Source organism: Sulfurihydrogenibium azorense Az-Fu1 (genome assembly GCF_000021545.1).
GTDB classification, from domain to species: domain Bacteria; phylum Aquificota; class Aquificia; order Aquificales; family Hydrogenothermaceae; genus Sulfurihydrogenibium; species Sulfurihydrogenibium azorense.
In genome coordinates, this window is the sequence record NC_012438.1 from 243,128 (window position 1) to 267,739 (window position 24,612).

At 33.9% G+C, this 24,612-nt stretch carries 27 protein-coding genes; 10 read left to right on the top strand and 17 right to left on the bottom strand.

Features of this window, described 5'->3' with window-relative positions:
- Window position 1: 1 nt before the first annotated feature.
- The 5 genes from SULAZ_RS08675 to hemJ all read right to left on the bottom strand — a co-directional run bounded on the left by SULAZ_RS08675 (window position 2) and on the right by hemJ (window position 4,510).
- Entirely contained in the window at window positions 2-352 is a 351-nt protein-coding gene (locus SULAZ_RS08675) for a coiled-coil domain-containing protein (protein WP_012673641.1), read from the bottom strand.
- Entirely contained in the window at window positions 352-2,085 is a 1,734-nt protein-coding gene (locus tag SULAZ_RS01320) for an NADH-quinone oxidoreductase subunit D (protein WP_012674269.1), read from the bottom strand. Before SULAZ_RS01320 ends, SULAZ_RS08675 begins: the two co-directional genes overlap by 1 nt.
- Before the next feature lie 74 nt (window positions 2,086-2,159).
- Complete coding sequence (leuB, locus tag SULAZ_RS01325; protein ID WP_012674776.1) at window positions 2,160-3,233, bottom strand: 3-isopropylmalate dehydrogenase; 1,074 nt, start codon at window positions 3,231-3,233, stop codon at window positions 2,160-2,162.
- Window position 3,234: 1 nt separating this feature from the next.
- Window positions 3,235-4,074: a carboxylating nicotinate-nucleotide diphosphorylase gene (gene nadC, locus SULAZ_RS01330; RefSeq protein WP_012674693.1), complete on the bottom strand. Its 840-nt coding sequence runs from the start codon at window positions 4,072-4,074 to the stop codon at window positions 3,235-3,237.
- 7 nt (window positions 4,075-4,081) lie between these two features.
- Window positions 4,082-4,510 carry a protoporphyrinogen oxidase HemJ gene (hemJ, locus tag SULAZ_RS01335; protein WP_012673795.1) on the bottom strand — a complete coding sequence of 143 codons (429 nt, stop codon included), beginning with the start codon at window positions 4,508-4,510 and terminating at the stop codon, window positions 4,082-4,084.
- A gap of 56 nt (window positions 4,511-4,566) precedes the next feature.
- On the opposite strand from hemJ, the gene SULAZ_RS01340 reads away from it, so the two are divergent.
- Both SULAZ_RS01340 and SULAZ_RS01345 read left to right on the top strand, forming a co-directional pair.
- A complete protein-coding gene (locus SULAZ_RS01340; RefSeq protein ID WP_012674039.1) occupies window positions 4,567-5,220 on the top strand; it encodes a response regulator transcription factor in 654 nt (217 codons plus the stop codon).
- Complete coding sequence (locus tag SULAZ_RS01345; RefSeq protein ID WP_012674963.1) at window positions 5,210-6,055, top strand: sensor histidine kinase; 846 nt, start codon at window positions 5,210-5,212, stop codon at window positions 6,053-6,055. Before SULAZ_RS01340 ends, SULAZ_RS01345 begins: the two co-directional genes overlap by 11 nt.
- On the opposite strand, the gene rpoZ is transcribed toward SULAZ_RS01345, so the two are convergent.
- The 12 genes from rpoZ to SULAZ_RS01400 all read right to left on the bottom strand — a co-directional run bounded on the left by rpoZ (window position 6,033) and on the right by SULAZ_RS01400 (window position 16,543).
- Window positions 6,033-6,248, bottom strand: a complete 216-nt coding sequence (gene rpoZ, locus SULAZ_RS01350) for a DNA-directed RNA polymerase subunit omega (RefSeq protein ID WP_012674410.1) — start codon at window positions 6,246-6,248, stop codon at window positions 6,033-6,035. The two genes, SULAZ_RS01345 and rpoZ, sit on opposite strands and share 23 nt — an antisense overlap.
- Window positions 6,249-6,296: 48 nt before the next feature.
- Window positions 6,297-6,911 carry a guanylate kinase gene (gmk, locus tag SULAZ_RS01355; RefSeq protein ID WP_012674696.1) on the bottom strand — a complete coding sequence of 205 codons (615 nt, stop codon included), beginning with the start codon at window positions 6,909-6,911 and terminating at the stop codon, window positions 6,297-6,299.
- Window positions 6,908-8,377: an NADH-quinone oxidoreductase subunit N gene (locus SULAZ_RS01360; RefSeq protein WP_012673517.1), complete on the bottom strand. Its 1,470-nt coding sequence runs from the start codon at window positions 8,375-8,377 to the stop codon at window positions 6,908-6,910. The genes gmk and SULAZ_RS01360 overlap by 4 nt, the downstream gene beginning before the upstream one ends.
- Window positions 8,378-8,380: 3 nt before the next feature.
- Complete coding sequence (locus SULAZ_RS01365) at window positions 8,381-9,889, bottom strand: complex I subunit 4 family protein (RefSeq protein WP_012674879.1); 1,509 nt, start codon at window positions 9,887-9,889, stop codon at window positions 8,381-8,383.
- Between the two features lie 12 nt (window positions 9,890-9,901).
- The gene (nuoL, locus tag SULAZ_RS01370) at window positions 9,902-11,848 is read right to left on the bottom strand and encodes an NADH-quinone oxidoreductase subunit L (protein WP_012673737.1); all 1,947 of its coding nucleotides are present in this window, start codon (window positions 11,846-11,848) and stop codon (window positions 9,902-9,904) included.
- A gap of 4 nt (window positions 11,849-11,852) precedes the next feature.
- Entirely contained in the window at window positions 11,853-12,155 is a 303-nt protein-coding gene (gene nuoK, locus SULAZ_RS01375; RefSeq protein ID WP_012674373.1) for an NADH-quinone oxidoreductase subunit NuoK, read from the bottom strand.
- Window positions 12,155-12,688 carry an NADH-quinone oxidoreductase subunit J gene (locus SULAZ_RS01380; RefSeq protein WP_012674361.1) on the bottom strand — a complete coding sequence of 178 codons (534 nt, stop codon included), beginning with the start codon at window positions 12,686-12,688 and terminating at the stop codon, window positions 12,155-12,157. Before SULAZ_RS01380 ends, nuoK begins: the two co-directional genes overlap by 1 nt.
- Window positions 12,679-13,281, bottom strand: coding sequence for a NuoI/complex I 23 kDa subunit family protein (locus tag SULAZ_RS01385; protein WP_012673630.1), 603 nt, complete (start codon window positions 13,279-13,281; stop codon window positions 12,679-12,681). Before SULAZ_RS01385 ends, SULAZ_RS01380 begins: the two co-directional genes overlap by 10 nt.
- A 2-nt stretch (window positions 13,282-13,283) precedes the next feature.
- Complete coding sequence (gene nuoH, locus SULAZ_RS01390; RefSeq protein WP_012674574.1) at window positions 13,284-14,294, bottom strand: NADH-quinone oxidoreductase subunit NuoH; 1,011 nt, start codon at window positions 14,292-14,294, stop codon at window positions 13,284-13,286.
- 28 nt (window positions 14,295-14,322) lie between these two features.
- On the bottom strand, window positions 14,323-14,466 hold the full coding sequence (locus tag SULAZ_RS08980; RefSeq protein ID WP_012673813.1) for a hypothetical protein: 144 nt from the start codon (window positions 14,464-14,466) through the stop codon (window positions 14,323-14,325).
- Window positions 14,467-14,478: 12 nt separating this feature from the next.
- The gene (gene hemW / locus SULAZ_RS01395; protein WP_012673973.1) at window positions 14,479-15,582 is read right to left on the bottom strand and encodes a radical SAM family heme chaperone HemW; all 1,104 of its coding nucleotides are present in this window, start codon (window positions 15,580-15,582) and stop codon (window positions 14,479-14,481) included.
- Between the two features lie 112 nt (window positions 15,583-15,694).
- Window positions 15,695-16,543 (bottom strand): IS982 family transposase, encoded by an 849-nt coding sequence (locus SULAZ_RS01400; protein ID WP_012674497.1) that lies wholly within the window; start codon window positions 16,541-16,543, stop codon window positions 15,695-15,697.
- Window positions 16,544-16,707: 164 nt separating this feature from the next.
- Between SULAZ_RS01400 and SULAZ_RS01405 the strand changes: the two genes are divergently transcribed.
- From SULAZ_RS01405 to SULAZ_RS01440, 8 genes are all read left to right on the top strand, one after another.
- The gene (locus tag SULAZ_RS01405) at window positions 16,708-17,214 is read left to right on the top strand and encodes a ubiquinol-cytochrome c reductase iron-sulfur subunit (RefSeq protein ID WP_012673767.1); all 507 of its coding nucleotides are present in this window, start codon (window positions 16,708-16,710) and stop codon (window positions 17,212-17,214) included.
- 12 nt (window positions 17,215-17,226) lie between these two features.
- The gene (locus tag SULAZ_RS01410) at window positions 17,227-18,411 is read left to right on the top strand and encodes a cytochrome b (RefSeq protein ID WP_012674311.1); all 1,185 of its coding nucleotides are present in this window, start codon (window positions 17,227-17,229) and stop codon (window positions 18,409-18,411) included.
- Window position 18,412: 1 nt separating this feature from the next.
- Window positions 18,413-19,249 carry a c-type cytochrome gene (locus SULAZ_RS01415; RefSeq protein WP_012674465.1) on the top strand — a complete coding sequence of 279 codons (837 nt, stop codon included), beginning with the start codon at window positions 18,413-18,415 and terminating at the stop codon, window positions 19,247-19,249.
- Between the two features lie 130 nt (window positions 19,250-19,379).
- Complete coding sequence (locus SULAZ_RS01420; RefSeq protein ID WP_012674969.1) at window positions 19,380-21,434, top strand: thioredoxin domain-containing protein; 2,055 nt, start codon at window positions 19,380-19,382, stop codon at window positions 21,432-21,434.
- Window positions 21,435-21,437: 3 nt separating this feature from the next.
- The gene (locus SULAZ_RS01425; RefSeq protein WP_012674847.1) at window positions 21,438-22,157 is read left to right on the top strand and encodes an SDR family NAD(P)-dependent oxidoreductase; all 720 of its coding nucleotides are present in this window, start codon (window positions 21,438-21,440) and stop codon (window positions 22,155-22,157) included.
- Window positions 22,158-22,165: 8 nt separating this feature from the next.
- The gene (locus SULAZ_RS01430; protein ID WP_484600288.1) at window positions 22,166-22,915 is read left to right on the top strand and encodes an MBL fold metallo-hydrolase; all 750 of its coding nucleotides are present in this window, start codon (window positions 22,166-22,168) and stop codon (window positions 22,913-22,915) included.
- Between the two features lie 8 nt (window positions 22,916-22,923).
- On the top strand, window positions 22,924-24,021 hold the full coding sequence (gene thiO, locus SULAZ_RS01435; protein ID WP_012673777.1) for a glycine oxidase ThiO: 1,098 nt from the start codon (window positions 22,924-22,926) through the stop codon (window positions 24,019-24,021).
- A gap of 33 nt (window positions 24,022-24,054) precedes the next feature.
- Complete coding sequence (locus tag SULAZ_RS01440; protein ID WP_012674540.1) at window positions 24,055-24,600, top strand: DUF507 family protein; 546 nt, start codon at window positions 24,055-24,057, stop codon at window positions 24,598-24,600.
- Window positions 24,601-24,612 lie beyond the last annotated feature (12 nt).

Below are 24,612 nucleotides of genomic sequence, written 5' to 3' on the forward strand. Positions count from 1 at the left end.
TTTATGCCTCCTTCAAATAGGTTCTTCTATCCCACAATGCAAAGCCTATAGTGGTAGCCGTCAAAGTTGTAAATATTCCTGTAATTATCCATAAAAATGTGTAAAGCTGATCTATTTTTTTGTCTATCTGGTCTATTCTTTTCTCTACGGAATCAATCCTTTTATCCGTTGAGTCAATTCTTTTATCTACTTGCCCTAATCTTTTATCTATCTCTTCTAATCTAGCCTTTAACTCAGAAAGTTGCATACTGAGATTTATAAGAAGTTCTTTATCTTTTTCTGTAAAACTATCAGCTTTCACATAAAACGGTAAGCATATAATTAAGATAAAAACAGCTCTTAAAATCTTCATTATCTATCAGTCTCTCCAACTACTGGGTCTATTGTTGAAAGTAAAGTAATTGCATCAGCTATAGGTCTTCCTATGATTGCCTTTGTGAAGACTTGTAAGTTGTAGAACGCTCCGGACCTTATTCTCATTCTGTGGGCTTTTAACCCATCTTTCTTGTTATAAATGTAAAATCCAAGCTCTCCTCTTGGGTTGTCTGAAGATGCGTATACTTCACCTGCTGGAAGCTTCATACCTCTACCATCTATCGTAACTTTTAATTTTTTCTCATCCGGAGTCTGGAAAAAGTAAGGGTCATTTTTAGACATTCTTCTTAATTTTGCTACACACTGCTCTATTATCCTTATGCTTTGTCTCATCTCTTCCATTCTTACAAGGTATCTGTCGTAAGAATCTCCTGTCTCTCCTACAGGAATATCAAACTCTACTTCTCCGTAAGCATCATACTTATCTATCTTTCTAACATCGTAAGGTACACCAGAACCCCTTGCAACAGCTCCTGTTAAACCATACTCATAAACATCTTCTTCTGTAATGATACATACATCTTTATTCCTTGAAAGCCATATTCTGTTTCTTGTCAAGAGTGTCTCGTAGTCATTTATTCTCTCTGGAAGATCCTTTATAAGATGTTCTATCGCATCTAATGCACCGTAAGGTAAGTCAGCAAAAACACCACCTATTCTAAAGTAATTTATTGTAAACCTTGCTCCTGATATACCTTCTATAATGTCCATAATTTTTTCTCTTTCTCTGAAGGTGTATAAAAACATTGTTAGAGCTCCAAGGTCTAAGGCATAAGTTCCAAGCCATAGAAGGTGGCTGTTTATCCTTGAAAGCTCAGCCATCATTGTTCTTATCCACTTAGCCTTTTCTGGAATCTCAATGCCAAGGAGCTTTTCAGCAGCTAAAACGTAAGCGTGGTTTTCGTTTATTGCAGCAATGTAGTCCATTCTGTCAGTATATGGTATAAACTGTTGCCAGTTAACGTTTTCTCCAAGTTTTTCTACACCCCTGTGAAGCTGTCCTATGATAATATCACACTGTTTTACATACTCTCCATCAAGGTCAAATAAAAACCATATTGTCCCGTGAGTTCCTGGGTGTAGTGGTCCCCAGTTTAACACTATCTGGGAAGTTTTAACAGGCATTCTTTTCTTTTGAGTTATTTCAAGGTCTTCCATCGTTGGAATGGCAGTATGCATTCTATCGTAGTTAAACAGACCTTCTAATGAATCTCCCCTTAAGGTTTCATTTAAAGAAGGAAGGTAAGTGTCTTTTATTCCTTCAAGAGGGAAGTCCTTTCTTAAAGGATGGTATGGGTATGTCTCCCATAGAAGCATTCTTACTAGATTTTCATGACCTTCAAACTTTATACCAAACATATCCCATGCTTCTCTTTCTGCCCACTTCGCACCTTTCCAAAGGTTAGTTAGTGTAGGAAGTGTCTCGTCTAAAGCCCATGTTTTTACAATTATTCTGTGTTGGTAAGTAGGAGAAAAGAGTATAACTACTCCTTGAAACCTTGGGTCTTCTTTTTCACCGTGGTCTATTATGGTAAGGTCTAAAAACATTCTAAAGTCATACTCTTTATCTTCTTTTAGAAATTTTAAAAATTCTATAAATTTATCTTTTGGAACTTCTACAGACACAACACCACTTTTATCTTGTGATACCTTTGGATATCCAAATCTTTCTTCTAACTTTTTTGCCTTCTCAACGCTTATCCAAGACATCCTTCCTTCCTCAAAAAGTTTTTAATAAAACATTGTTATAAAATATTAACCTTTTTCTTAAATAAATTCAAGTATTACAATCTCTTGATTATTTCCTCTGTCATTTCTGCAGTGTTTACTTTTTTAGTTCCCGGAGACCATATGTCTGCTGTTCTGTAGTCATCTTCTAATACTTTTTCTACGGCTTTTTCTATGTCTCTAGCTGCTTGTGGGAGTTTACAGGTTATTTCAAGCATCATAGCAGCTGATAGAATAGTTGCTATAGGGTTTGCTATTCCTTTTCCTGCTATATCTGGTGCTGAGCCGTGTATTGGTTCATAAAAAGCATACCTTTCTCCAATACTTGCAGATGGTAGCATTCCAAGACTTCCTGTTAACGCTCCTGCTTCATCTGATATTATATCTCCAAATATGTTACCTGTAACAATAACGTCAAAATCTTTTGGTCTTCTTATGAGTTGCATTGCACAGTTATCAACGTACATATGTTCAAGATCTACATCTAAATAGTCTGCATGGACTTCGTTTACAACTTCTCTCCAAAGACCACTTACTTCCAGTACGTTTGCTTTATCTACACTTGTTACTTTTTTTCTTCTATTTCTTGCCATCTCAAAGGCAACTTTTGCTATTCTCTTTATCTCGTGTTCGTAGTAAATCATTGTGTTGTATCCAACTCTTTCACCGTTTCTAACTTCTCTACCTCTTGGCTCTCCAAAGTAAACGTCGCCTGTAAGTTCTCTTAAAACTACTAAATCAACTCCTTTTATAACTTCTTCTTTGAGAGGTGAAGAGCTAAGTAGTGGTGCATAGGCTTTAGCTGGTCTTATGTTTGCAAAAAGCTCTAACTCTTTTCTTATTCTAAGTAATCCTTTTTCTGGTCTTTTGTCTGTAGGTAAGTTATCCCACTTTTCTCCACCTACAGCTCCAAATAAAACAGCATCGCTTTCTTTACATATCTTTAAAGTCTCAGGTGGAAGTGGGTCTCCTGTCTCATCTATAGCAGCTCCTCCTACAAGCCCGTGTTTATACTCAAAAGTTATACCATACTTTTTTGATATGACGTCTAACACCTTTAACGCTGATTCAATGATTTCTGGACCTATTCCGTCTCCCGGTAAAACTGCAATCTTAAAATGCTTTTTCATTTTAAACTCCTCCAGTATTTAATTTTAAACTTATATCAAGCCATTTTGCAGAATGGATAACAGACCCTGTTGACACAAAATCAGGGTTAGATAAAGCATACTGCTTTATATTCTCCAGTGTAATATTTCCTGAAACCTCCACTAACTTTTTTCCATTGATTATTTCTACAGCTTCTTTTACCTGAGTAGGAGTCATATTATCGAGCATTATAATATCAGCTTCCGTTTCCAGAGCCTCATAAAGCTGGTCAAAGTTTGACACTTCTACTTCTACTTTAACAATCGGTGAAACTTTACTTTTAACCTGCTTTACAGCTTCTTTTATACTTCCTACCAAAGCAATGTGGTTATCTTTTAACATTACCATATCGTACAGAGCAAACCTATGGTTTTCTCCACCACCCACTTTTACGGCATACTTTTCAAAAGCTCTAAATCCTGGTGTTGTTTTGCGGGTATCAAGAAGCTTTGTTTTTGTTCCTTCAAGCTCTTTTATAAAAAGGTTTGTTAAAGTGGCTATTCCTGATAACCTTTGAAGAATGTTTAAAGCTACTCTCTCTCCTTTTAGAATACTTTTACAGTTTCCATAGACTAAACCTATTATCTCTCCTTTCTCTATATAATCTCCCTCTTTTTTAAAACTTTGAAAAGATACATCTCCAAACACATTAAAAACTTCTTTTACAAAAACAGTTCCTGCGACTACTCCAGACTGTTTTGCAATAAAAAAGCCTTCAACGTTTTTATCTACATCAAGACTGTCTGTTGTTAAGTCTCTGTATCCTATATCTTCCTCTAAAAACTCTAAAATCTTTCTCCTTACAAAAACTCTATCTAACATTACTCACCTAAAAAGGTTTTACTATTACAAGGATAACTATTAAAATAAGTATAATAGTTGGAATTTCGTTGTACATTCTGAAAAACTTACCTGATTTACTGCACTGGTCTTTTAAAAACTTTCTTCTAACATACTCATTATGGAAAAAGAAAGCAGTAAGAAGAATTACCAAAACTATTTTTGCGTGAAGCCAGCCACCACTTGTAAGTAAAGAAAGATTTAAAGCTATCATTCCTAAACCCGATACAACTGTTAAAACAAATGCAGGAATACCTATAAAGTAAAACAGTTTTTTCTCCATTACCTTAACAACTTGAACAAACCCTTTGTTATCTTTATTTTCGGCATGGTACACAAACAACCTTGGTAAATAAAACAAAACAGCCATCCAAGAGACCATAAAGATAATATGAATAACTTTTAACCATATATACACTTTTTCATCCTCCTAAATATTTAAAATATTTTACAATAAAAGCCGATAATATACATATGAGAGTTTTGCTTGTTGAAGATGACTTAGTGCTGGGAGAAAGTTTAAAAGAGTACTTAGAAGAAAATCAAGTGGAAGTAGTCTGGATTAGTGATGATAGAAAATTAGACGAAGCTCTACAGATGAATGAGTACGATGTAATTGTTCTGGATTTAATATTAAAGTATGAAAAAGGAGAGAGTATACTAAAAGGGCTAAGAGATAAAGGAGTTAAAACACCAGTTATTATAATAACTGCAAAAAATAAAATAGAAGACAAAGAAACTTGCTTTAACTTTGGAGCTGACGATTACCTTACAAAACCATTTAATCCAAAAGAGTTGCTACTACGAATAAAAGCCTTAAGTAAAAGAGTACATATACCTAATAAGTATAAAATAAAAGATGTGGAGATAGATTTAGAAAATCAGATTGTTTTAAAAGAAGGGAAAGAGGTAAAACTTTCAAAAACTGGATGGAATCTTCTTGCTTTACTGTTAAAAAGGAAAGGTCAAGTTGTTTCTACTGAAATAATACTTAACTATGTCTGGCCTGATAAAGCCGTTGGAGATGAGATAGTAAGGCAGTATATTAAAGAACTGAGAAAAATCCTTCCTCCGGACTCAATAGAAACACATAAAGGTATAGGTTATAGATTGAAAGATGAAGTTTGAGTTAAAGATTTTTTTATCTATAATGTTTATTTTCATACTAAGTCTTTCAATTATAAACTTTGTTAATTTGTACATTATAAACCAGCTTATATCAGATTACTTAGATATTCAATCCAGAGTATACCCAGATTTTTTTGAAAAAATGAAAGTTGAAAGTATTCTTGAAAAAAAAGAGAAGTATGCCACTGTTATATTTTTATGGGAAGCTTTTTTAGTACTTGGAACTTCTTTTGTTATTTACCTTGTAATGGATAGATACATAAAAAAGGAACAAAGATACAAATCTTTTTTACAGCTTATAATTCTATCTGTGTCCCACAAATTTGGAAACAGTTTATCAAGTATTTTAACAAATGTAGAAATTTTGAAAAACAAAGTAAACTCAAAGCAACTTGACAGGATTGAAAAAGTTGTTTTAGACCTTTCTAAAGATGTAAAGATTTTATCAGATACTTTTAAAAAGTTAGAGTTTGAAGATAGAACTTATAAAAACGTTGATATAAAAGAAGTGATATTAGAATCTTTGAAAAATTTTGAGATAGAAGAAAAAAAAGTAATTTTAAATATAAAACCTATCGAAAAGTATGCAAATAAAACAGATATAGATTTAATAATCTACAACATCTTAGAAAACGCTTTTAAATACTCAGACAGATATATTCATATAAAAACTGTGAAAAGGTATTTAGTTATTAGAAACGACACAAAGGAAAACGTGGAGGGAGGAACAGGAGTAGGATTGTTAATAGTAGAGAGTTTGTGTAATCTTAATCAGATTCGGTTTTGTAAAAAAGTTAGGAAAAAAACTTTTACTATTTTTCTTGATTTTTCCTGATTATTTTAGCTTCTCCAGAAGCTATTTTATCGATAGCAATTACTGTCTTCTTTAGAGGTATTCCTTCCTCTGTTACATAGGTCTCAGCTCCAGTTTCATAAAGCTCTATTGCCAATTTAGATGCAGCATGAACCAGCTCATACCTACTTTTAACTTTTTTTAAAGCTTGCTCAATTAAAGGTCTTTGATTCAAAACCAGCACCTCCGAATTGTTTGGTAATCCAATATTATAACATGAAAATTAAATCATCAAAGACTTTAAACTTTCATCTTTTATGTTGTCTAAGTCAAATCTACTTACTTTACATTTTTCTGCGGTGATGATACACTTTATTTGGTCTTTTGCTTGAAAAAGGTTATCGTTTACAACTATATAATCATACTCTTTCCAGAATGGTATTTCTTTCCTTGCAGTATTTAGACGTTTTTCTATCTCTTGCTCTGAATCTCCTCTTAATTTCATTCTATTTACAAGTTCTTCTAAAGATGGTGGGAGTATGAAAATGGTTATAACATCAGGATAAATCTGTTTTACCTGTTTCATTCCTTGGACATCTATAACTAAAACAACATCGTATCCTTCTTCAAGGAGCTGAAAAACATCTTTTTTAGGCGTGCCGTAATAGTTTCCATGGACTAAAGCATACTCTAAAAAGGCATTTTCTTGGATTAATCTTTCAAACTCTTCTTTTTTTATAAATACGTAATCCACTCCATCTATTTCATTTTTCCTTTTATGTCTTGTAGTGTAAGTTATAACCCTTCTTAAAAAAGGCAGTTCTTCCAGCAGAAGGTTTATTATTGTTGTTTTACCTCCTCCTGCTGGTGATGATACTATGTATAGCCTACCTTTCATCTCATTCCTATATTCATAATAAGAATAGAAGTTAATACATTAGATATTTCCCAAAATACAGTTGGATATATACCTATAACAAGAATCATTACAGCTAAAAATCCAACGGTAAACTTTTCGATAGGGTTTAAGTTAAATTTACCTTCATTAACGGGTTCATACATGTACATGTATGAAACAACCCTTAAGTAGTATCCGGCAGATACTATACTTGTAATTACAAGGACAACTGCAAGCCACCAAACATTACTTGAAATAAGAGCCATAAACACACCAAACTTACCCATAAATCCAACTGTTGGTGGTATTCCAAGCATTGAGAACATGTATATAAGCATGTAAAGAGCCATTATTGGATGTTTTTTAGCTAACCCTTTAAAATCTTCTAAATCGTTTGTCCAATTTCCATTTTTCTCAAAAGCTGATAAGAATATAAAACCACCCAGTGCCATAAAAAGATAAACAAGGGAGTAAAAGATTAAAGCTGTAAATCCCATTCCGTTAGGTGATGCTAAAGCTGCTAAAATGTATCCTGTATGGGCGATAGAAGAGTAAGCGAGCATTCTTTTAACATTTCTTTGTTTTAATGCAACAAAGTTTCCTACAACCATAGAAACTGCAGCCAGTACTGCCCATCCGTAAGACCAAACAGAGTTAACAAGAGGAAATGCCTCAACCATGACTCTTAAAATAACTGCATAAGTTGCTATTTTAGAAACACTTGCCATAAATGCTGTTATTGGAGTAGGAGCTGACTCGTAAGCATCAGGTGTCCAGAAGTGGAAAGGTACAGCAGAGGCCTTTAAAGCAAGTCCTACTATAAGAAGTCCAATTCCAGCAGTTGTAGCTAAATCTGGGTTGTCTTGAATTTGGTTAAATACTCTTGCAAAATCAAAACTTCCAGTTTTTCCATATATTAGAGCTATTGCGTAGCTTATTATAGCTGTTCCAGCACCACCCATAATAAGGTACTTAAATGCACCTTCTTTGGATTTGTAGTCTCTTCTCCATAATCCAACTAAGATGTAAGTTGATACAGACATAAGCTCCAGACCTATGTAAAAGCTAACAAGGTTTGGAGAAGATACCATAATCATCATTCCAAGTAAAGAAAAGATAATTAAATAGTAATACTCACCGTAGTATGTTTTTTTAGCTTCAACGTAAGGTTGAAGGTTCATAATAGCCAGTATAGTAAATACTATCAAGAAAAACTTGAATGCCAGTGAAAAGCTATCTACTATGTATAAACCGTATAAAGTTATAGCTCCTTCACTTATGGTTAAAATAGACAGAGCTCCAAGGGAGAGTCCTATAACCGAAACTAAAGTTAATAAAGACCTGCTTTTAGTGAATAGTTCCAAGATAAATACTAATATAGCAGTTGTTAAAACTATAATTTCTGGAATTAAGACTTGGAAGTTTGGAATACCTAATCCAGCTACAAGCTGTTGAACTATTGTCATAGCTTACCCTCCTACTATCTTATGAAGCACAAAGGTAGTTGTATTGTTTATAAGGTCAATCCACCATTTTGGATAAATACCAATTACGAACATAAATATAACCAGTGGTAAGAAAGACCAAAGCTCAGCTGTATTTAAGTCCTTTAAATGGGAGTACTCTTTCTTCTTTTCTTCTGTTAGCAACTCTTCTTCAAACATAGTTCTTTTATAAAGCCATAACGTGTAAGCAGCTCCAACTACAAGGCTCAAACCTGCCAACGCTGCAGTTAAGATACTAACTTTAAACGTTCCAAGTAATGCTAAAAACTCTCCTACAAATCCGGACAGTCCGGGTAGTCCTGCCGATGCCATAGCAGATATCATAAATAAAGTAGCAAACACAGGAACAAACTTAGCCATACCTCCAAGGTCTTTCATTTCATAACTGTGAAGTCTTTCGTATATGAACCCTGCAGCAAGGAACAGAGCTCCAGATGTTAAACCGTGGGATATCATGGTTATAATTGCACCGTTTACACCTTCTGTATTTAAAGCAAATGTTCCGATAGTTACAAAACCCATGTGAGAAACAGAGGAGTAAGCTATAAGTCTTTTGATATGTGTTTGGGCAATTGCCATCATTGCTGTGTATATTATAGCGATAACACCAAGAGCAAACATTACAGGCACAAAGTATTTAGAAGCTTCTGGGAACCAAGGAAGGTTGAATCTTACAAATCCATAGGTACCCATTTTTAAAAGAACAGCTGCAAGAATCACAGAACCAGCAGTAGGAGCCTGAACGTGGGCAGCTGGAAGCCATGTATGGAACGGCCACATAGGAACCTTTATGGCAAAACCAAGGGCTAAAAGTAAGAAGAATATTATCTCAAGGTTGTGAGGAAGAGACAGTTTTAAAAGATCAAAATAACTCATTGATAAAACATTGTTTTCCATATAGTTGTAAATATACATTCCTATAACACCGATAAGTAGAAAGAGAGAACCAAAGAATGTGTATATGAAAAACTTAGTTGCTGCATATATCCTTTCTGCATACCCCCATACACCAATTATAAGGAACATAGGTATAAGCATAACTTCCCAAAATACATAGAAAGCTACCAAGTCCCATGCTACAAATACTCCTATACACGCAGCTTCAAGGACTAAAAAGGCTACAAAATACTCTTTAATCCTTTTTTCTATATTGGTACTCCAGATAAAAGCAACAACAAAAGATATGGCAGTAAGCCAAACCATAGTTAGACTGAGGGCGTCAACTCCTACTTCGTAGTTTATACCAAATTGAGGAATCCATGAGTACTTTTCATAAAACTGAATTTTGTATCCTGATGGGTCGTAGGTAAGGAGCATGTATGATGCTATTATAAAAACTATAATAGAAGAAACTATACTTACGGGTTTTGCAAGTTTTTCACTCGTAAAAAACACAATAGCAGCTGCTATAAGAGGTATCAGTATAGATATACTTATTAATGGAAACTGTGCGTAAACAAACTCTGGTGCCATCTCCTACTCCTCCTACTTTAAAAACAAGAATAAAGATAAGAATATTACTATACCTATAAGCATCTGTAGTACATATCCACTTATTCTGCCCATCTGGGTTTTTCTAAACAACTCTCCTGCAAACAGCGAACCTTTACCAGAACCATCAACTATACCATCAATAATTACCCTATCACCTATAAACCATAATACTTTAGAGAATTTGTAATAACCGTAAACAAATATTGCGTAGTATATATGATCAAAATACCATCTGTTGTAAAAGAGTTTATAAAGAGGTTGGAATAGTTCTCCAATTTTTACAGGGTCTACTTTTCTTAATTGATATATCACGTATGCAGTTAATATCCCTGCTACAGCTGTAAGTAGTAATACTATTCCAAGGAAAGAGGTTAAAGAGTGTCCTAAAAACTCAAAGGCGTTAGCATCTATATGTACATGGTGGCTTCTTGATAAACCTTCACTAACTAACACTTTTACTTCTTCCGGTAGAAACTTCATATAACTTGGGTCTAAGGAAGGTTTTAAGAAGTTTAGGAAAAACTCTCTAAAGAAACCAAGGACTACTGTTGCTGTTGCTAACACTATCAAAGGTATAGTCATGTTAGGGGGAGATTCGTGAACATGCTCTCTAATATGAGGGTCTAACCTATCTCCATCAAAGAATGTAAGGAAGAATAGTCTAAAGATGTAAAATGCTGTTAAAAATGCTCCAGCCCATAAGAACATGAAAGCGAATATGTTTATCTCATAAGCACCTTCTATAATAGGATCTTTACTAAAGAATCCTACAAACGGTGGAATACCTGCTAGTGCTAAAGAACCAATTAAAAATGTTCCCATTGTAATGGGCATAGCCCTTCCAATCTGACCCATCTTTTGGACGTCTAAAAGGTGGTGAAGAGCTATTAAAACACTACCGGATCCTAAAAATAGCAATGCTTTAAATACAGCGTGAGATGTAAGATGAAACATTCCTTCTCCGAAAAGTCCTAACCCTTCAGCTGCAAACATGTATCCAAGCTGTGATAGTGTTGAGTAGGCTATAATTCTCTTTATATCGTTTTGAACAAGACCCATTGTAGCAGCTAAGAAAGCTGACATAGTTCCTATAAATAATACAGTATCAAGAGCTATTTCAGAGCTTGCAAACACAGGCATTAACCTTGCAACCATGTATACACCAGCTGCAACCATTGTAGCTGCGTGAATTAATGCAGAAACTGGAGTAGGACCTTCCATAGCGTTAGGAAGCCATATATGTAGAGGTATTTGAGCAGATTTACCAACGGCACCACCAAACAAGAGTAAAGCTATAGCTGTTATGATTATATAATCAACACCTGCTAACTTTTGAAAGATATCAAGGTAATCTAACGTTCCAAATGTAGTAAAGGCAAGTAATATACCAAGTAAGAATAACCAGTCACCAACTCTGTTAACTACAAATGCCTCCATTGCAGCATTTGCTGCTGACTTTTTATAATGCCAAAAACCAATTAGTAGATAAGATGCTAAACCTACACCCTCCCATCCAAAAAATAGCTGAACAAGGTTGTCAGATAATGTGAGCATAAGCATCATAAAAACGAACAGAGAAAGGTATGCAAAAAATCTTGGATAGGACTCATCACCTTTCATATATCCAGTGGCAAATATAAAGATAAATGTTGATACGCAGGTAACTACACAGGTCATTAAAGCAGATAACGGGTCCCATAGTATACTTACAGAGATGTTGTAATTTCCTATAGACATCCAGTTAAAAAGCTTTAAATTGTAGTAGTTTCCTGTTGATGCTACATCAATAAACCCTTTAATAGAAGCTATAGCTGAAATTGCTACAGCTATAACTGCAACTATACCGGCTAATGGTTCCCTTAGAAACTTATAACCAAACAAACCTATGATAATAAAGGCAATTAGCGGTGAAAAAGGTATAATCCACAAGTACTCCATAGCCTTACCCCTTTAGTTCTGTTAATTTTTCTACATCTACATCTTTTTTCATTCTGTATATAGCCATTATAAGACCAAGTCCTATAGCAGCCTCTGCAGCTGCAATAGTAAGAATAAAGAACACAAAAACTTGCCCAACAACATCGTGGAGTTTCATATCAAAGGCTACAAACGCTACATTTACAGCATTTAACATCAACTCCGTAGATATAAGCATAGCTATTATGTTTTTTCTAACTATAACACCGATAAAACCTAAAACCATTAAAAGACCACTTAAAGCTACGTAGTACTCGTAAGGAACCATTATGCTCCTCCTTCTTTTTCTTCTTCTACAATATCTTTTCTACCTAATAAAATTGCTCCTATCATAGCTACAAGAAGTATTAAAGAAGCTACTTCAAATGGAAATAGGTACTTTGTGAAAAGCAGTGTTGCAACTGCTTTAGCATTGGATATCTGGTTGAATATATCAGGTGAGAATATACCTGTATTAGATGCCCATAAACCGTAAACTGATACATAAGCAAGTTCTAAGAAGAGGATAAAGCCAAATGGAGCTGATAGTAATGCATATTTAGGGTCTACCGCTTCACCTTTATACTGAGGAACTGTTGATATAACCAAAACGTAAAATACAACGATAGCAACAGCGTAAATCAGTATTTGAAGAGCTCCTATAAGCTCAGCTCCTAAGTTAAAGAAAAGTCCCGATATAGCTATTAGAGCCGATATTAAAGATAGTACTGAGTAAACAATGTTTCTAAAAAACACAACACCTATAGCAGATAAAACCGCTATAGTAGATAGAACCCAAAATGCTACTACGCTTAACTCCATTTTATCTGCCCCCATAACTTAATTCTTTCTTGGTCATCTATCCATATTCTATCAGGCTCTTTCAACCTTCTTGAATCAAAATCTCTTCCTCTTTCACTCATATCATCCATCTGGATAACACACTTTTCTCTTTGATATTTGGCTGTCTCATAGATATCGGTCATTATAAGACAGTCAACAGGACATGCATCAACACAAAGACCACAGTATAAACAGTTGAGTAAATTCATATCAAACCTTACAACCTTCTTCTTACCATTAGGAAGTTGAACTGCTTCTATTCTAAATAGAGAAGGCATAGGGCAGGCTTGCTGACACATATAACAGGCAACACATCTACTTTCACCTGTATTTATATCCATAAACTTTTCTAAAACACTAAAAGATGGCGGTTCATTTCCATCTTTAACCCTATGAGCGTGGGTACCTCTAAATCTCTTAGGTGGTGTTATCTTTTCATACGGATATTTTGTTGTAATGGTTTTTTTAAATAGATTTTTAAGGGTAACTTTTAAACCTTTTATAAAGTCTAAGAAAAATATTTTTTCTATAAGACTTAAATTTGGTCTTTCTACATACTTTAACTTTACCATTTTTAACCTTTAACCATTATTATAATGGCTGTGATAAATATGTTTAGTAAAGACAGTGGAAGCATCACTTTCCAAGCTATCTCTGTTATTTGGTCTACCCTGTACCTTGGGAGTGTCCAGTGTACCCACAGGAAGAACATAAACATCATAAATACCTTTAAGAAAAACCAGATGAAAGGTGATAAAGCTCCAAAGATCTCAGGTCCTTTCCATCCACCGAAGAAAAGAATCACAGCTATAGCACTTAAAACAAATGTTCCTATGTACCACTCTGCCAGTGGAAATAGACCAAACTTCATACCAGAGTATTCTGTGTTGTACCCTGATACAAGTTCAGCTTCTGCTTCTTGTACATCAAAAGGCGTTCTGCCTGTTTCTGCAAGTATAGCAAACAGAATCACTATAAAAGCGATAGGTTGGTACCATATAAAAGCACCAAAAAATCCTTCTTGGGCATAAACGATTTCTCTTAGAGAGAAAGACCCTGCCATCATTATAGGTCCTACCATTGCAAAACCTAAAGCAACCTCATAACCTATTAAAACAGCTGCTTTTCTAAGACCACCAATCATTGGGTATTTACTGTTAGATGCCCATCCTGCAAAGATAACACCATAGATACTTATACTACCAAATGCAAGAGCTAATATTAAACCTATGTTTAGATCTGTGATGTATGGCTTAATCTCTATTCCGAAGATTGTAAAAGGTTCCCCAAAAGGTATTACTGCTAAAATCATAATAGCTGGAACAAAGGCAAGTAAAGAAGCAAGGTAAAATAAGACCTTATCTACATTATTTGGAACTAAGTCTTCTTTTGTTAAGACTTTTAATGCGTCAGCTATAGGCTGAAGTAGTCCATGAAAACCAACGTGGAGTGGTCCGGGTCGTTGCTGGACATGTCCAGCAAACTTTCTTTCTATAAGAGTTAGATAAGCTGCTGCTAAGAACATTCCTACTATGAATATGAGAGATTTTATAACTACTCCTATTACAGTGGCTAACATCTCCATCAGCAACCTCGTAAATTGTTTTTTACATTTAAATTATATTAACACAAGAATTAAAAAAATTAAACACTGTTTTATTCATTTTTCTAAAAACTAAAATTAAGTCTTTGATATAAATTGGATATTCTGATTTTGATAGCTGGTTTATCTCATCTTTGTAAAGATGGTTTTTCATTATGTAAATATTCTAAGATAAAACTAACTTAACTGTAATTTCGTTTAAAACCATTATTCCTTTTGGAAGTAAAGTTAGTTTTTCATTTTTGACGGTTGCGTAGCCTTCCTCTACTAACTCTTTGATAATATCTTTATTTTTTATAAGGTTTAAATCCAGTCCTGATTTTAGTCTTAGAGATAGAAATATCTTTTCTTCTATCTTCTTTTCTTGGTCTAACTCCTCTTTAAATTTTACAGGTTTGATGGATTTTTCTACCAAATTTAAATACTCTTGAATATTTTTTGTGTTTCCAAACCTAACATTATTTACATAAGACCAAGAAGACACACCAATACCTAAAAACTCAATATCTGTCCAGTAAAATAAATTATGTTTACACTCATAACCTTCTTTTGCCCAGTTAGAAAGCTCATACCTTTCAAAGCCTTTTTCTTCTAAGAAGCTGTCAATCAGTTCAAACATTTTCAAGGTTGTTTCTTCGTCTGGTAGATTATAACAGCCATTTTTTACAAGAGTTCCAAGGGGAGTTCCTTCGTAAGGAGTAAGCATGTAAGCTGATATATGAGTTATAGGTAAGCTCGTGTAGATTTTTAAGTCTTCTTCTAAATCATCTAAAGTCTGTCCTTGAATACCGTATATAAGGTCTAAGTTTATGTTGGTTATTCCTGCATTTAGACAGTCTTCAACTGTTTGAAGTGTATCTTTTGGTTTATGGTTTCTACCTAAAGATATTAGATTTTTCTCTATGAATGATTGATTACCTATACTTATACGGTTTACTCCAGCATCTTTTAAGATTTTAAAATCTTTGTATCTGTATGTCTTTGGATTTACCTCTACTGTTATCTCTAACTCTTTTTTTGTTTTTGTGTTTTCTTTAATAAACTGTATAGTATCAACTAATAAATCTGGGCTTAAAGATGAAGGCGTTCCTCCTCCAAAGTACACTGTCTCTAACTCAAAATCAAGGTTTTGGTATAGAGAGAGTTCCTTTTTTAAAGTTGATACATACTTTTCTTTTAAGCTGTCTTCATTCCAGACAAATGAAGTAAAATCACAGTAAGGACACTTAATTTCACAAAAAGGTATGTGAATGTATAAACCTTTAATCAAGATACAAACTCGTAAATTTAAAAATCATAAAGACATGATAAAATGTTTTTTGATGCAAGTCAATGCAATTTTTTTGTAAGAAAGTTAACTCTAATTTCCAATTTAAATAATTTTAAAACAAACCAAGACAAGTAGCAAAACTTAAAGCTAAAATGAAGAAGTTTATCTTAGCTTTAAATCCTTCTAAAGATACTGCCCTGATATCCTCTATTCCCATATAGTATAACTTGCTAAATACTGTCTCTATTCTCTTCCTTACTCTCTTTAAAAACTCTTGTTTATCCTTTTGTTTGTGATGTACTTTCCCCTTCTTTCTTATAGCCTCTAACTCTATTCCTAAACTCTTAAATTCTTCTTTTAAATCCTTTGAATTAAAAGCTTTGTCTGCTATTATTGTCCCTTTGTTTAATATATCTATCAAAACACTGTCCTCTTTTACTTCCTTTAAAAAGTTTATATCATGCTTTGAAGCTGGAATAATCTCATATCCTATCGGTCTTTTGTAATAATCCACTATTAATCCTATTTTAAAACCAAACCATTCTTTTGCTGCATTGTTTCCTTTGTATAACTTACCAGAAACTTTCTTGTTTCTTTTCATTCTTTGATTTTTACAAACAGGTATTGGTTTTGTATCTGCTATGTATACTGTGGTTATCTTCTCAGAAAATAAATTTGTAAGAATGATTGAGATTACTTGAGCAAGTTTATATAGTTTTTTAGCTCTTTTTACTATTGCTGGTAATTGAGGAACATAAGGGAAAAGGTCATTGTAATTCTCTTTAAATTCCTTAAGTGTTATTTTGTAATCACCTTTTCTATAGCTCATAGAAAATATGATGAGAGTTATAAGCTCTACATCAGAGAATTTAGGCTTATTTGTTTTATGTTTATGTTTTATGAGTTTTAGGATTTCATCTGTCAGAATATAAACGTTTATGATATAATCTCTAAAAGTCATGATTTTACCTCCAGTGGTAGTTTTACTTTATGATACCACTGGAGTTTTTTTATTTCATCTTTTTTTGAATTGGAAATTAGGGTTGTAAGAAAGTTAGTATTTACAAACTCATTAAAATTGAGTTATGATAATTATCACGAAAAAAAACTATGGAGGTTTGTTAGATGGCAGATGAAAAAGTTTCCCGTAGAGACTTCTTGCTGTATGCTATGGGTGCTTGGGCAGCAGTAGGAGTTGGTGGAGTCCTTTATGCGATGTATAAGACTTGGGAGCCTCTACCTGAGGTAAAGGCTCAAGCAACAGTTTCTTTTGACTTATCTACTGTCGAACCGGGACAAATTAAAGTAGTTTCTTGGAGAGGTAAACCGGTTTTTGTTTTAAGAAGAACTCCGGATATGGTTCAATGTCCAGATAGGTCTGTTAAAGGAGAATATACCGTTGTTTTAGGTATATGTACTCACCTTGGTTGTATTCCAAACTGGGAAGCTGACAAGAAAATATGGCACTGTCCTTGCCACGGTGGAGAGTATGATGCTTGCGGTAAAAACATATTTGGACCACCACCAAGACCTTTAGATGTTCCACCATTTAAAATTGAAGGTACTACTATTGTTTTAGGCGAAGAAGGAAACGAATACAAACAAATGAAAGAAAAAGGATTAACAGTGTAAAGGAGGTAGGTTATGAGATTAATGGATTGGCTTGATGAAAGATTAGCCATAAGACAGCTTATTAAAGTGATGCTCACAGAGTACTATGTTCCTAAAAACATAAACTTCCTATGGAGTTTTGGTGTTCTTGTGATGCTCGTTTTTGCTATCTTAGTTGTAAGTGGAATATTCTTGCTTATGTACTATAAACCAGATTCTCATCTTGCTTTTGATAGTGTTAATAAAACAATTATGATGGATGTGGAGTACGGATGGTTATTTAGACATACCCACGCAGTGGGTGCCTCTATAATGTTCCTTGTGCTTTTTATTCACATGGCAAGGGGTATATACTACGGTTCGTTTAAACCACCAAGAGAGATAGTTTGGATAACTGGATATATACTTTTTGTTCTTATGTCTGCAACTGCGTTTACTGGATATCTACTACCTTGGGGACAGATGTCTTACTGGGCAGCTCAAACAATTACAACACTCTTTGAAAAAATACCTTTTATAGGACCTGATTTAGTTGTTTGGATAAGAGGTAACTACATAGTTGAAGATGCTACTTTGACAAGATTTTTTGCTTTACACGTAGTTTTCTTACCTCTTTTATTAATTGTATTTACAGCTATTCACCTCTACGCCGTTAGAATACCGGGGTCTAACAACGAAGATGGTATAGAGCTTACAAAAGAAGAGAAAAAACATGGTAAAGGTGTTCCTTTCTGGCCTGTGTTTATGGCGAAAGAGTTCTTTGTTATGTCGGTTTTCTTAATTTTCTTCTTCTATTTAGTATTTTACCAGTATAAGTTTGCTATGGATCCAATTAACTTTACACCTGCAGATTACTTACAAACACCTACACATATATACCCAGAGTGGTACTTCCTTGCATTCTATGAAGTTTTAAGAGGTTTCTTCTTTAGTCAGAACTTAGGTTTAATTGCGTTTGTGCTAAGTATGTTTATTGCTGCGTTTTTACCTTGGCTTGACACTTCTCCTATAAAAAGTGCTAAACACAGACCTATATACAAAATCCTTTTCTGGATATTTATAGCTGACTTTGTATTTTTAACAATACTTGGAAAACTACCTCCTACCGGTTTATACGCATGGCTTGGATTCTTTGGAAGTTTAGTGTTCTTTGCATTTTTCCTTACCCTTCCAATCTTATCTAAGATAGAGAAGAAAAAAGTAGCAGGAGGTAGGTAAGATGAAAGAGCTTAAAATACTTCTGATTTTAATAGTTATAGTTGCTATCGGGTATTGGGGGATAGAGCCCTATGCCCACTCTGTAATGCATGGAGAGATAAAAAAGCCTGATTATAAATATTCTGATTTACAAACAACAGCATTAACAACAGGAGACCCTGTAAAAGGTAAGGAACTCTTCATGGCAAACTGTGCTTCCTGCCACGGATTAAAAAATGACGGAATAAATCCGGGAATGGATAAAAATGCTGCAATAGCTTCTTTTAATGTAGTTCCTCCTGACCTTTCAAACATTGCTTCTATAGTTGACCACAAATTTTTAGCTGCTTTTATTAAAAATCCTCAAGAAGCTACAAAAAATCCTAAGTTTGCAATGCCTCCTATGGCTCAACTATCTGATGAAGACGTAGGACACGTTATAGCCTATCTTTCTTCAGTTGCTAAGAAAGACCTAACTGGAAAAGATATAACGGTAGAAGCCTGCGGAAGATGTCACAGTATAAAATATCAAAAAATCCAAGCTGAAACACCAGCTGACAACTTAAAAGCATACCTTGGAAAAGTTCCTCCTGATTTATCTGTTATGGGTAAAGCAAAAGAGTTAGAGTATTTAGAAACTTTCATAAACAATCCTCAAAACGGTTTACCCGGAACTTCTATGCCAAGACTTGGTCTAACCCAAGAAGCTACAGAAAAGGTTGTTAAGTACTTAGACGAAATAGCAGACCCACATAGAGAACAAAGAAACAAATTAGGTGTATGGGTTTTAGGATACTTAGTTGTAATGGCTGGTTTAACTTACGCTTGGAAAAGGAAAATCTGGAAAAACTTACACTAATTAAAGTTTAGCTTACCTCCACTTTCTTTAACCTGCCTTTTGGCAGGTTTTTTTATTTTATGACCAACTCTATTGTTTATTCTCTTTTTCAAGATTAAAATCCTTTTCTAAAATCTTAAGAGGTAATTCTATGAGCAAAAAACCAAACAGACTTATAAACGAAAAAAGCCCTTACCTTCTACAACATGCCTACAATCCTGTGGACTGGTATCCTTGGTGTGATGAAGCTTTTGAAAAGGCAAAGAAAGAAGACAAACCTATATTTTTATCTATAGGTTACTCTTCCTGTCATTGGTGCCATGTTATGGAAAAAGAGTCTTTTGAAGATGAGGAAGTTGCAGAAATTTTAAATAAATACTTTGTGCCTATTAAAGTTGATAGAGAAGAAAGACCAGATATAGACGCTGTTTATATGAATGTTTGTATGCTTTTTAATGGAAGTGGAGGTTGGCCTCTTACAATCATCATGACCCCTGATAAAAAACCATTTTTTGCAGGGACTTACTTTCCAAAACATTCAAGACCTAACAGAATAGGGGTTGTAGACTTACTTTTAAGTGTTGCAAAGTACTGGCAAGAAAACAAAGAAGACCTTATATCGAGGTCAGAAAAAGTTTTAGGTTATCTCAAAGAAGATAATAAATCAAATTATGGAGAGCTAAAAAAAGACTATATTCATGCAGGTTTTTATGACTTAAAGGGTAGATTTGATAATACTTACGGCGGGTTTTCAAATAAACCAAAGTTTCCTACTCCCCACAATATTATGTTCTTGCTAAGGTATTACTATCACACGAAAGAAGAGGAAGCTCTACAAATGGTAGAAAAGACTCTAACAAACATGAGGCTGGGAGGAATTTATGACCATGTAGGTTTTGGATTTCATAGATACTCAACAGACAGACAGTGGCTACTTCCACATTTTGAAAAGATGCATTACGACCAAGCTATGCTTTTGATGGCTTACACAGAAACTTATCAGATTACAAAAAAAGACCTTTATAAACAAACTGTTCAAGAGATAATAGAGTATGTAATAAGAGATATGACAAACGAAGAAGGAGTGTTTTTTAGTGCAGAAGATGCAGACAGTGAAGGAGAAGAAGGGAAATTTTATACTTGGACTTTTCAAGAAATAAAGGATATTCTAAAAGAGGAAAGTGATTTAGCAATAAAAATATTTAACATTAAAGAAGAAGGAAACTACCTTGAAGAAGCAACTGGACATCCAACAGGTAGAAATATTATTTATCTTTCCAAAACCTTAAGAGATTATGCTATAGACCTTGGAATAGATGAAAATACTTTAAAGCAAAAGTTAGAACAAATTAGAAAAAAACTTTTTAAAGAGAGAGAAAAAAGGGTTCACCCATTAAAAGACGATAAAGTCCTAACAGATTGGAACGGATTGATGATAGCAGCTCTATCAAAGGCAGGAAAAGCATTTTCTAATCAAGACTATATCAGTTATGCACAAAAAGCAGCTGACTTTATTATCCATAACATGATTATAGACGGAAAGCTTTACCATCTTTATAAAGACAAGGAAGTAAAGATAGAAGGAATGTTAGATGATTATGCATTCCTTGTTTGGGGATTGATAGAACTTTATCAAGCAACAGGAGAGTTAAAGTATTTAAAAACAGCCGTAGATTTAACAAACAAAGCTATACAGCCTCTGTATGACGAGAAAAATGGAGGATTTTTCTTAAGCAAAAGTCAAGACCTTATAGTAAATCCAAAAGAGTCTTTTGATGGGGCAATACCTTCTGGAAACTCTGTAATGGCTTATAATCTATACAGACTTTACCTTATAACAGCACAAGAAGAGTTTTATAAAAAATCTTACGAAACTTTAACCGCTTTTGCAGGAGATATAAAAAGACTACCTTCTTACCACACGATGTTTTTAATAGCTCTAATGATGCACTTCTTCCCTACTTCAGAGATTGTAATATCGGGAAAAGGATGGATAGAAGCTTTAAATCAGCTAAACAGAGAGTTTTTACCAAACACAGTTATAATTGTAAAAACTCCAGAGAACAAAGAAGAGTTATCAAAAATCTCACATTACACACAAAGTATGGAAGTCCCGGAAGATTTTTATATCTATCTATGTAAAAATTTTGCTTGTAATCTACCGACAAAAGATTTAGAATATGTTATAAATATGCTAAAAGGTTAATCTATGGAAATAAAAGGAAAAACAGCACTTATAACAGGTGGGTCAAAAAGAATAGGTAGGGCTATAACCATTGGACTGGCAAAAGAAGGTTGTAATGTTATTATTCATTACCATTCTTCAGAAAGAGAAGCTCAGGAGTTAAAAACTCTTGTAGAAAGTTTTGGAGTTAGAAGCTACCTGTTAAAAGCAGATTTAACAAAAGAAGAGGATATTGTACGGATAGCAGAAGAATCAGTTAATATTGGAGTAGATATTTTGATTAACAATGCATCTCTTTACTACAAAACACCTTTGGATACTGCAACATTTAAGGATTTAAATATATTTTACTCTATTCATGTAAAAGCTCCTTTTTACCTTTCAAAGGTAATTGGTAAAAAGATGTATGAGAAAAAGGAGGGAAGAATAGTAAACATAGTAGATTACAGTGCTATCCTACCTTATCCAGACTATACACCTTACACAGTTTCTAAAGGTGCATTACTTACAATGACAAAGGCCTTTGCAAAAGAGTTTGCCCCTTATGTGTTAGTAAACGGTATACTACCAGGTCCCATAGTCTCACCAGAAGACCTGCAAGATAAAGAAATACCACTGAAAAAAACTCTACTAAAAAGATGGGGAGGAGAACAAGAGGTTTTTAAAGCTGTTAAGTACTTAATAGAAACTGATTTTACAACAGGAGCTCTAATACCTGTAGAAGGAGGTAGACTAATATTTTAGATTTTGTTATTTTTTTAGGAACTGCAGGCGGAAGAACAGTAGTATTTAGGCAACTACGGCATTCTGGAGGAATGTGGCTTCACTTTGGAGGAAAAAATATCATTATAGACCCAGGTCCTGGCAGTTTAATCAGAATGTTTGAAAGAGGTTTAGAACCAAGAGATTTAAATGTAGTTGTTTTATCCCACAGACACTTAGACCATGTGGCGGATGTAGCATCGGTAGTTGAGTCTGCTACAGATGCAAACAAAAACAAGTTAGACCTTTTACTTGCACCTTACGATGCCTTAGATGGGGAAGACCCTGTAGTCCTAAAATATACAAAAAAGGGTTTTAAGAGAATTGAGATAATATCTATGAAAAACCAGTATCAATTAGAAGAAATAACTATAAGACCATTAATACCTCACATACACCAAGGAGCTACAGTCTATAGTCTTGAATTTAGATATAAAGACAAAATATTCATATACGTTCCATGTGGAAAATTCTACGAAGACATGCTTTACGCCTACCCTCAAAATCCAGACTTAATGGTTTTTAACACAACATTTGTTAAACCTAATCTAAACTATTACCATCTATCTGCCGAAGAGGTAGAGAAGATAATTGATAAAGTTAGACCTAAAAAGGTAGTTTTAACCCATTTTAGTATTAATATGCTAAAGGCCAACCCTAAAAAAGTTGCAGAAGGTATTAAAGAAAGAACCAAGGTAGAAGTAATGGCAGCACATGATGGTATGAAAGTGGAGTTTTAGGAGAGTTCATGAAAGGTGTAATTATAGGTGGAGGTATAATAGGCTTATCTATTGCCAGACAGCTTTACAAACTTGGGTACGATATAACAATAGTTGAAAAAAATACTCTTGGAAGAGGAGCTTCTTGGGCTGCAGGTGGAATGCTTGCACCACTAGCAGAAGGTTTAATGGGAGACTTTTTAAAATTTTGTGTTGAAAGTAGAGATATGTATAAATCCTTTGTGGAAGAGATAGAAAAAGAAACAGGTGATAACGTAGGTTTTTGGGAATGTGGAATTATATATCCAGCCTTTAATGAAGAAGAAAAAGAACTGTTAATAAAGAGAGTTGAGTACTATAAAAAGCTTGGCTATAACGCTTCTTGGCTTGAAAAAAAAGATATAGAAGATATGGGATACCAGATAGGTAAAGGTATAATAGGAGGAGCTTATTTTCCAGAAGACAAACAGGTTGATAATAGAAGATTGGTAATAGCACTGATAAAGTACCTAAAAAAAACAAAAATAGAAATTAGATTATTTGAAAAAGTAAAGTTTATAAATGAGAAAGATGGTATTTTTAAATCTATAACTACAGAGAAAGGTGAGATAGAGGCAGACTTCTGTATATTAGCAGCTGGAGCTTGGTCTGGAGAACTTGACCCTGTTAACGTTTTTCCTAAAAAAGGACAGATGTTTTCTTTTAAAACAAAGAAAAAAGAAGAGTTGAAAAATATATTTTACAGTAGAAGAGCCTATATAATACCAAGAAAAGATACTAACCTCGTGGTTGTTGGAGCTACAGAAGAAAACGTTTTCTTTAAAGAAGGTAATACAGTTGGAGGAATGATACTTTTATTAAAAGGACTTTTAGATACTTTTCCTTACACAAAGGATTATGAGATTACCGAAACGTGGTACGGTTTTAGACCTGCTACTCCTGATGAATTGCCAATACTTGGAAAGTCAGATGTTAAAAACCTATACTATGCAACTGGTCATTATAGAAACGGTATACTACTTGCCCCTATAACTGCAAAACTTATATCAGATTTAATCCATAGAGAAGAAGAAAGCCCTTACCTTAAAATATTCAGTTTTGACAGATTTAAACATAAGATGGTATAATTTTAAACTATTTAAAATATTTGGAGGATGTTTATGAAACTACCAGCGAGGCTGGTGGAGATAGTATCTCACAACATAGCACAAGAACTTTTAGATAAACACCTTGTAGAAGCTGACGACCCAGAAAAATTTAAAAACGATATAACTAATATACTACTGAAAGCTATAGAAGAAGAAAAAGAGATACAAGAAGAAGCTGAAAGGTTGGTAGAAAAACACATAAACCTTATAGATGAAGAGATAAGGTTTAGAGATGCAGTAAACAAAGTAAAGGAAAAGTTAGCTGAAGAAAGAGGAATACATTTAGACCCTGAAGAAAGGCTAAACCAAATATCCCATAAAATAAAAAAATACCTTGAAACAGAAGACTCTGTAGAGATTTTTGAACATCCAAATAAAATAAGAAGAGTTATCTTAGACAAATTAAAAAAATTAATTAAAGAAGAAAAAGAGATAGATAAAGAAGTTAGACAAAGAATAAGGTCATACTCTAAAAAGATTATAGAAGGAACTCCTGAGTGGAAGATACTCTACAATAGAATATACGAAGATGCTTTAAGAAAAAGAGGACTGATGTAAATTATCCTCTCC

Coding starts and splice junctions, on each gene's coding strand:
- thiO (WP_012673777.1), top strand. CDS start 22,924: ATGAAAGGTGTAATTATAGGTGGAGGTATAATAGGCTTATCTATTGCC.
- SULAZ_RS01360 (WP_012673517.1), bottom strand. CDS start 8,377: ATGACAATAGTTCAACAGCTTGTAGCTGGATTAGGTATTCCAAACTTC.
- SULAZ_RS01415 (WP_012674465.1), top strand. CDS start 18,413: ATGAAAGAGCTTAAAATACTTCTGATTTTAATAGTTATAGTTGCTATC.
- SULAZ_RS08675 (WP_012673641.1), bottom strand. CDS start 352: ATGAAGATTTTAAGAGCTGTTTTTATCTTAATTATATGCTTACCGTTT.
- nuoH (WP_012674574.1), bottom strand. CDS start 14,294: ATGGAGATGTTAGCCACTGTAATAGGAGTAGTTATAAAATCTCTCATA.
- nadC (WP_012674693.1), bottom strand. CDS start 4,074: ATGTTAGATAGAGTTTTTGTAAGGAGAAAGATTTTAGAGTTTTTAGAG.
- SULAZ_RS01365 (WP_012674879.1), bottom strand. CDS start 9,889: ATGGCACCAGAGTTTGTTTACGCACAGTTTCCATTAATAAGTATATCT.
- SULAZ_RS01320 (WP_012674269.1), bottom strand. CDS start 2,085: ATGTCTTGGATAAGCGTTGAGAAGGCAAAAAAGTTAGAAGAAAGATTT.
- SULAZ_RS01410 (WP_012674311.1), top strand. CDS start 17,227: ATGAGATTAATGGATTGGCTTGATGAAAGATTAGCCATAAGACAGCTT.
- SULAZ_RS01340 (WP_012674039.1), top strand. CDS start 4,567: ATGAGAGTTTTGCTTGTTGAAGATGACTTAGTGCTGGGAGAAAGTTTA.
- SULAZ_RS01380 (WP_012674361.1), bottom strand. CDS start 12,688: ATGGAGTTAAGCGTAGTAGCATTTTGGGTTCTATCTACTATAGCGGTT.
- SULAZ_RS01425 (WP_012674847.1), top strand. CDS start 21,438: ATGGAAATAAAAGGAAAAACAGCACTTATAACAGGTGGGTCAAAAAGA.
- gmk (WP_012674696.1), bottom strand. CDS start 6,911: ATGAAAGGTAGGCTATACATAGTATCATCACCAGCAGGAGGAGGTAAA.
- SULAZ_RS01385 (WP_012673630.1), bottom strand. CDS start 13,281: ATGGTAAAGTTAAAGTATGTAGAAAGACCAAATTTAAGTCTTATAGAA.
- leuB (WP_012674776.1), bottom strand. CDS start 3,233: ATGAAAAAGCATTTTAAGATTGCAGTTTTACCGGGAGACGGAATAGGT.
- nuoL (WP_012673737.1), bottom strand. CDS start 11,848: ATGGAGTACTTGTGGATTATACCTTTTTCACCGCTAATTGCCTTTATT.
- SULAZ_RS01400 (WP_012674497.1), bottom strand. CDS start 16,543: ATGACTTTTAGAGATTATATCATAAACGTTTATATTCTGACAGATGAA.
- nuoK (WP_012674373.1), bottom strand. CDS start 12,155: ATGGTTCCTTACGAGTACTACGTAGCTTTAAGTGGTCTTTTAATGGTT.
- SULAZ_RS01420 (WP_012674969.1), top strand. CDS start 19,380: ATGAGCAAAAAACCAAACAGACTTATAAACGAAAAAAGCCCTTACCTT.
- SULAZ_RS01405 (WP_012673767.1), top strand. CDS start 16,708: ATGGCAGATGAAAAAGTTTCCCGTAGAGACTTCTTGCTGTATGCTATG.
- SULAZ_RS01345 (WP_012674963.1), top strand. CDS start 5,210: ATGAAGTTTGAGTTAAAGATTTTTTTATCTATAATGTTTATTTTCATA.
- SULAZ_RS08980 (WP_012673813.1), bottom strand. CDS start 14,466: ATGAAAAACCATCTTTACAAAGATGAGATAAACCAGCTATCAAAATCA.
- SULAZ_RS01440 (WP_012674540.1), top strand. CDS start 24,055: ATGAAACTACCAGCGAGGCTGGTGGAGATAGTATCTCACAACATAGCA.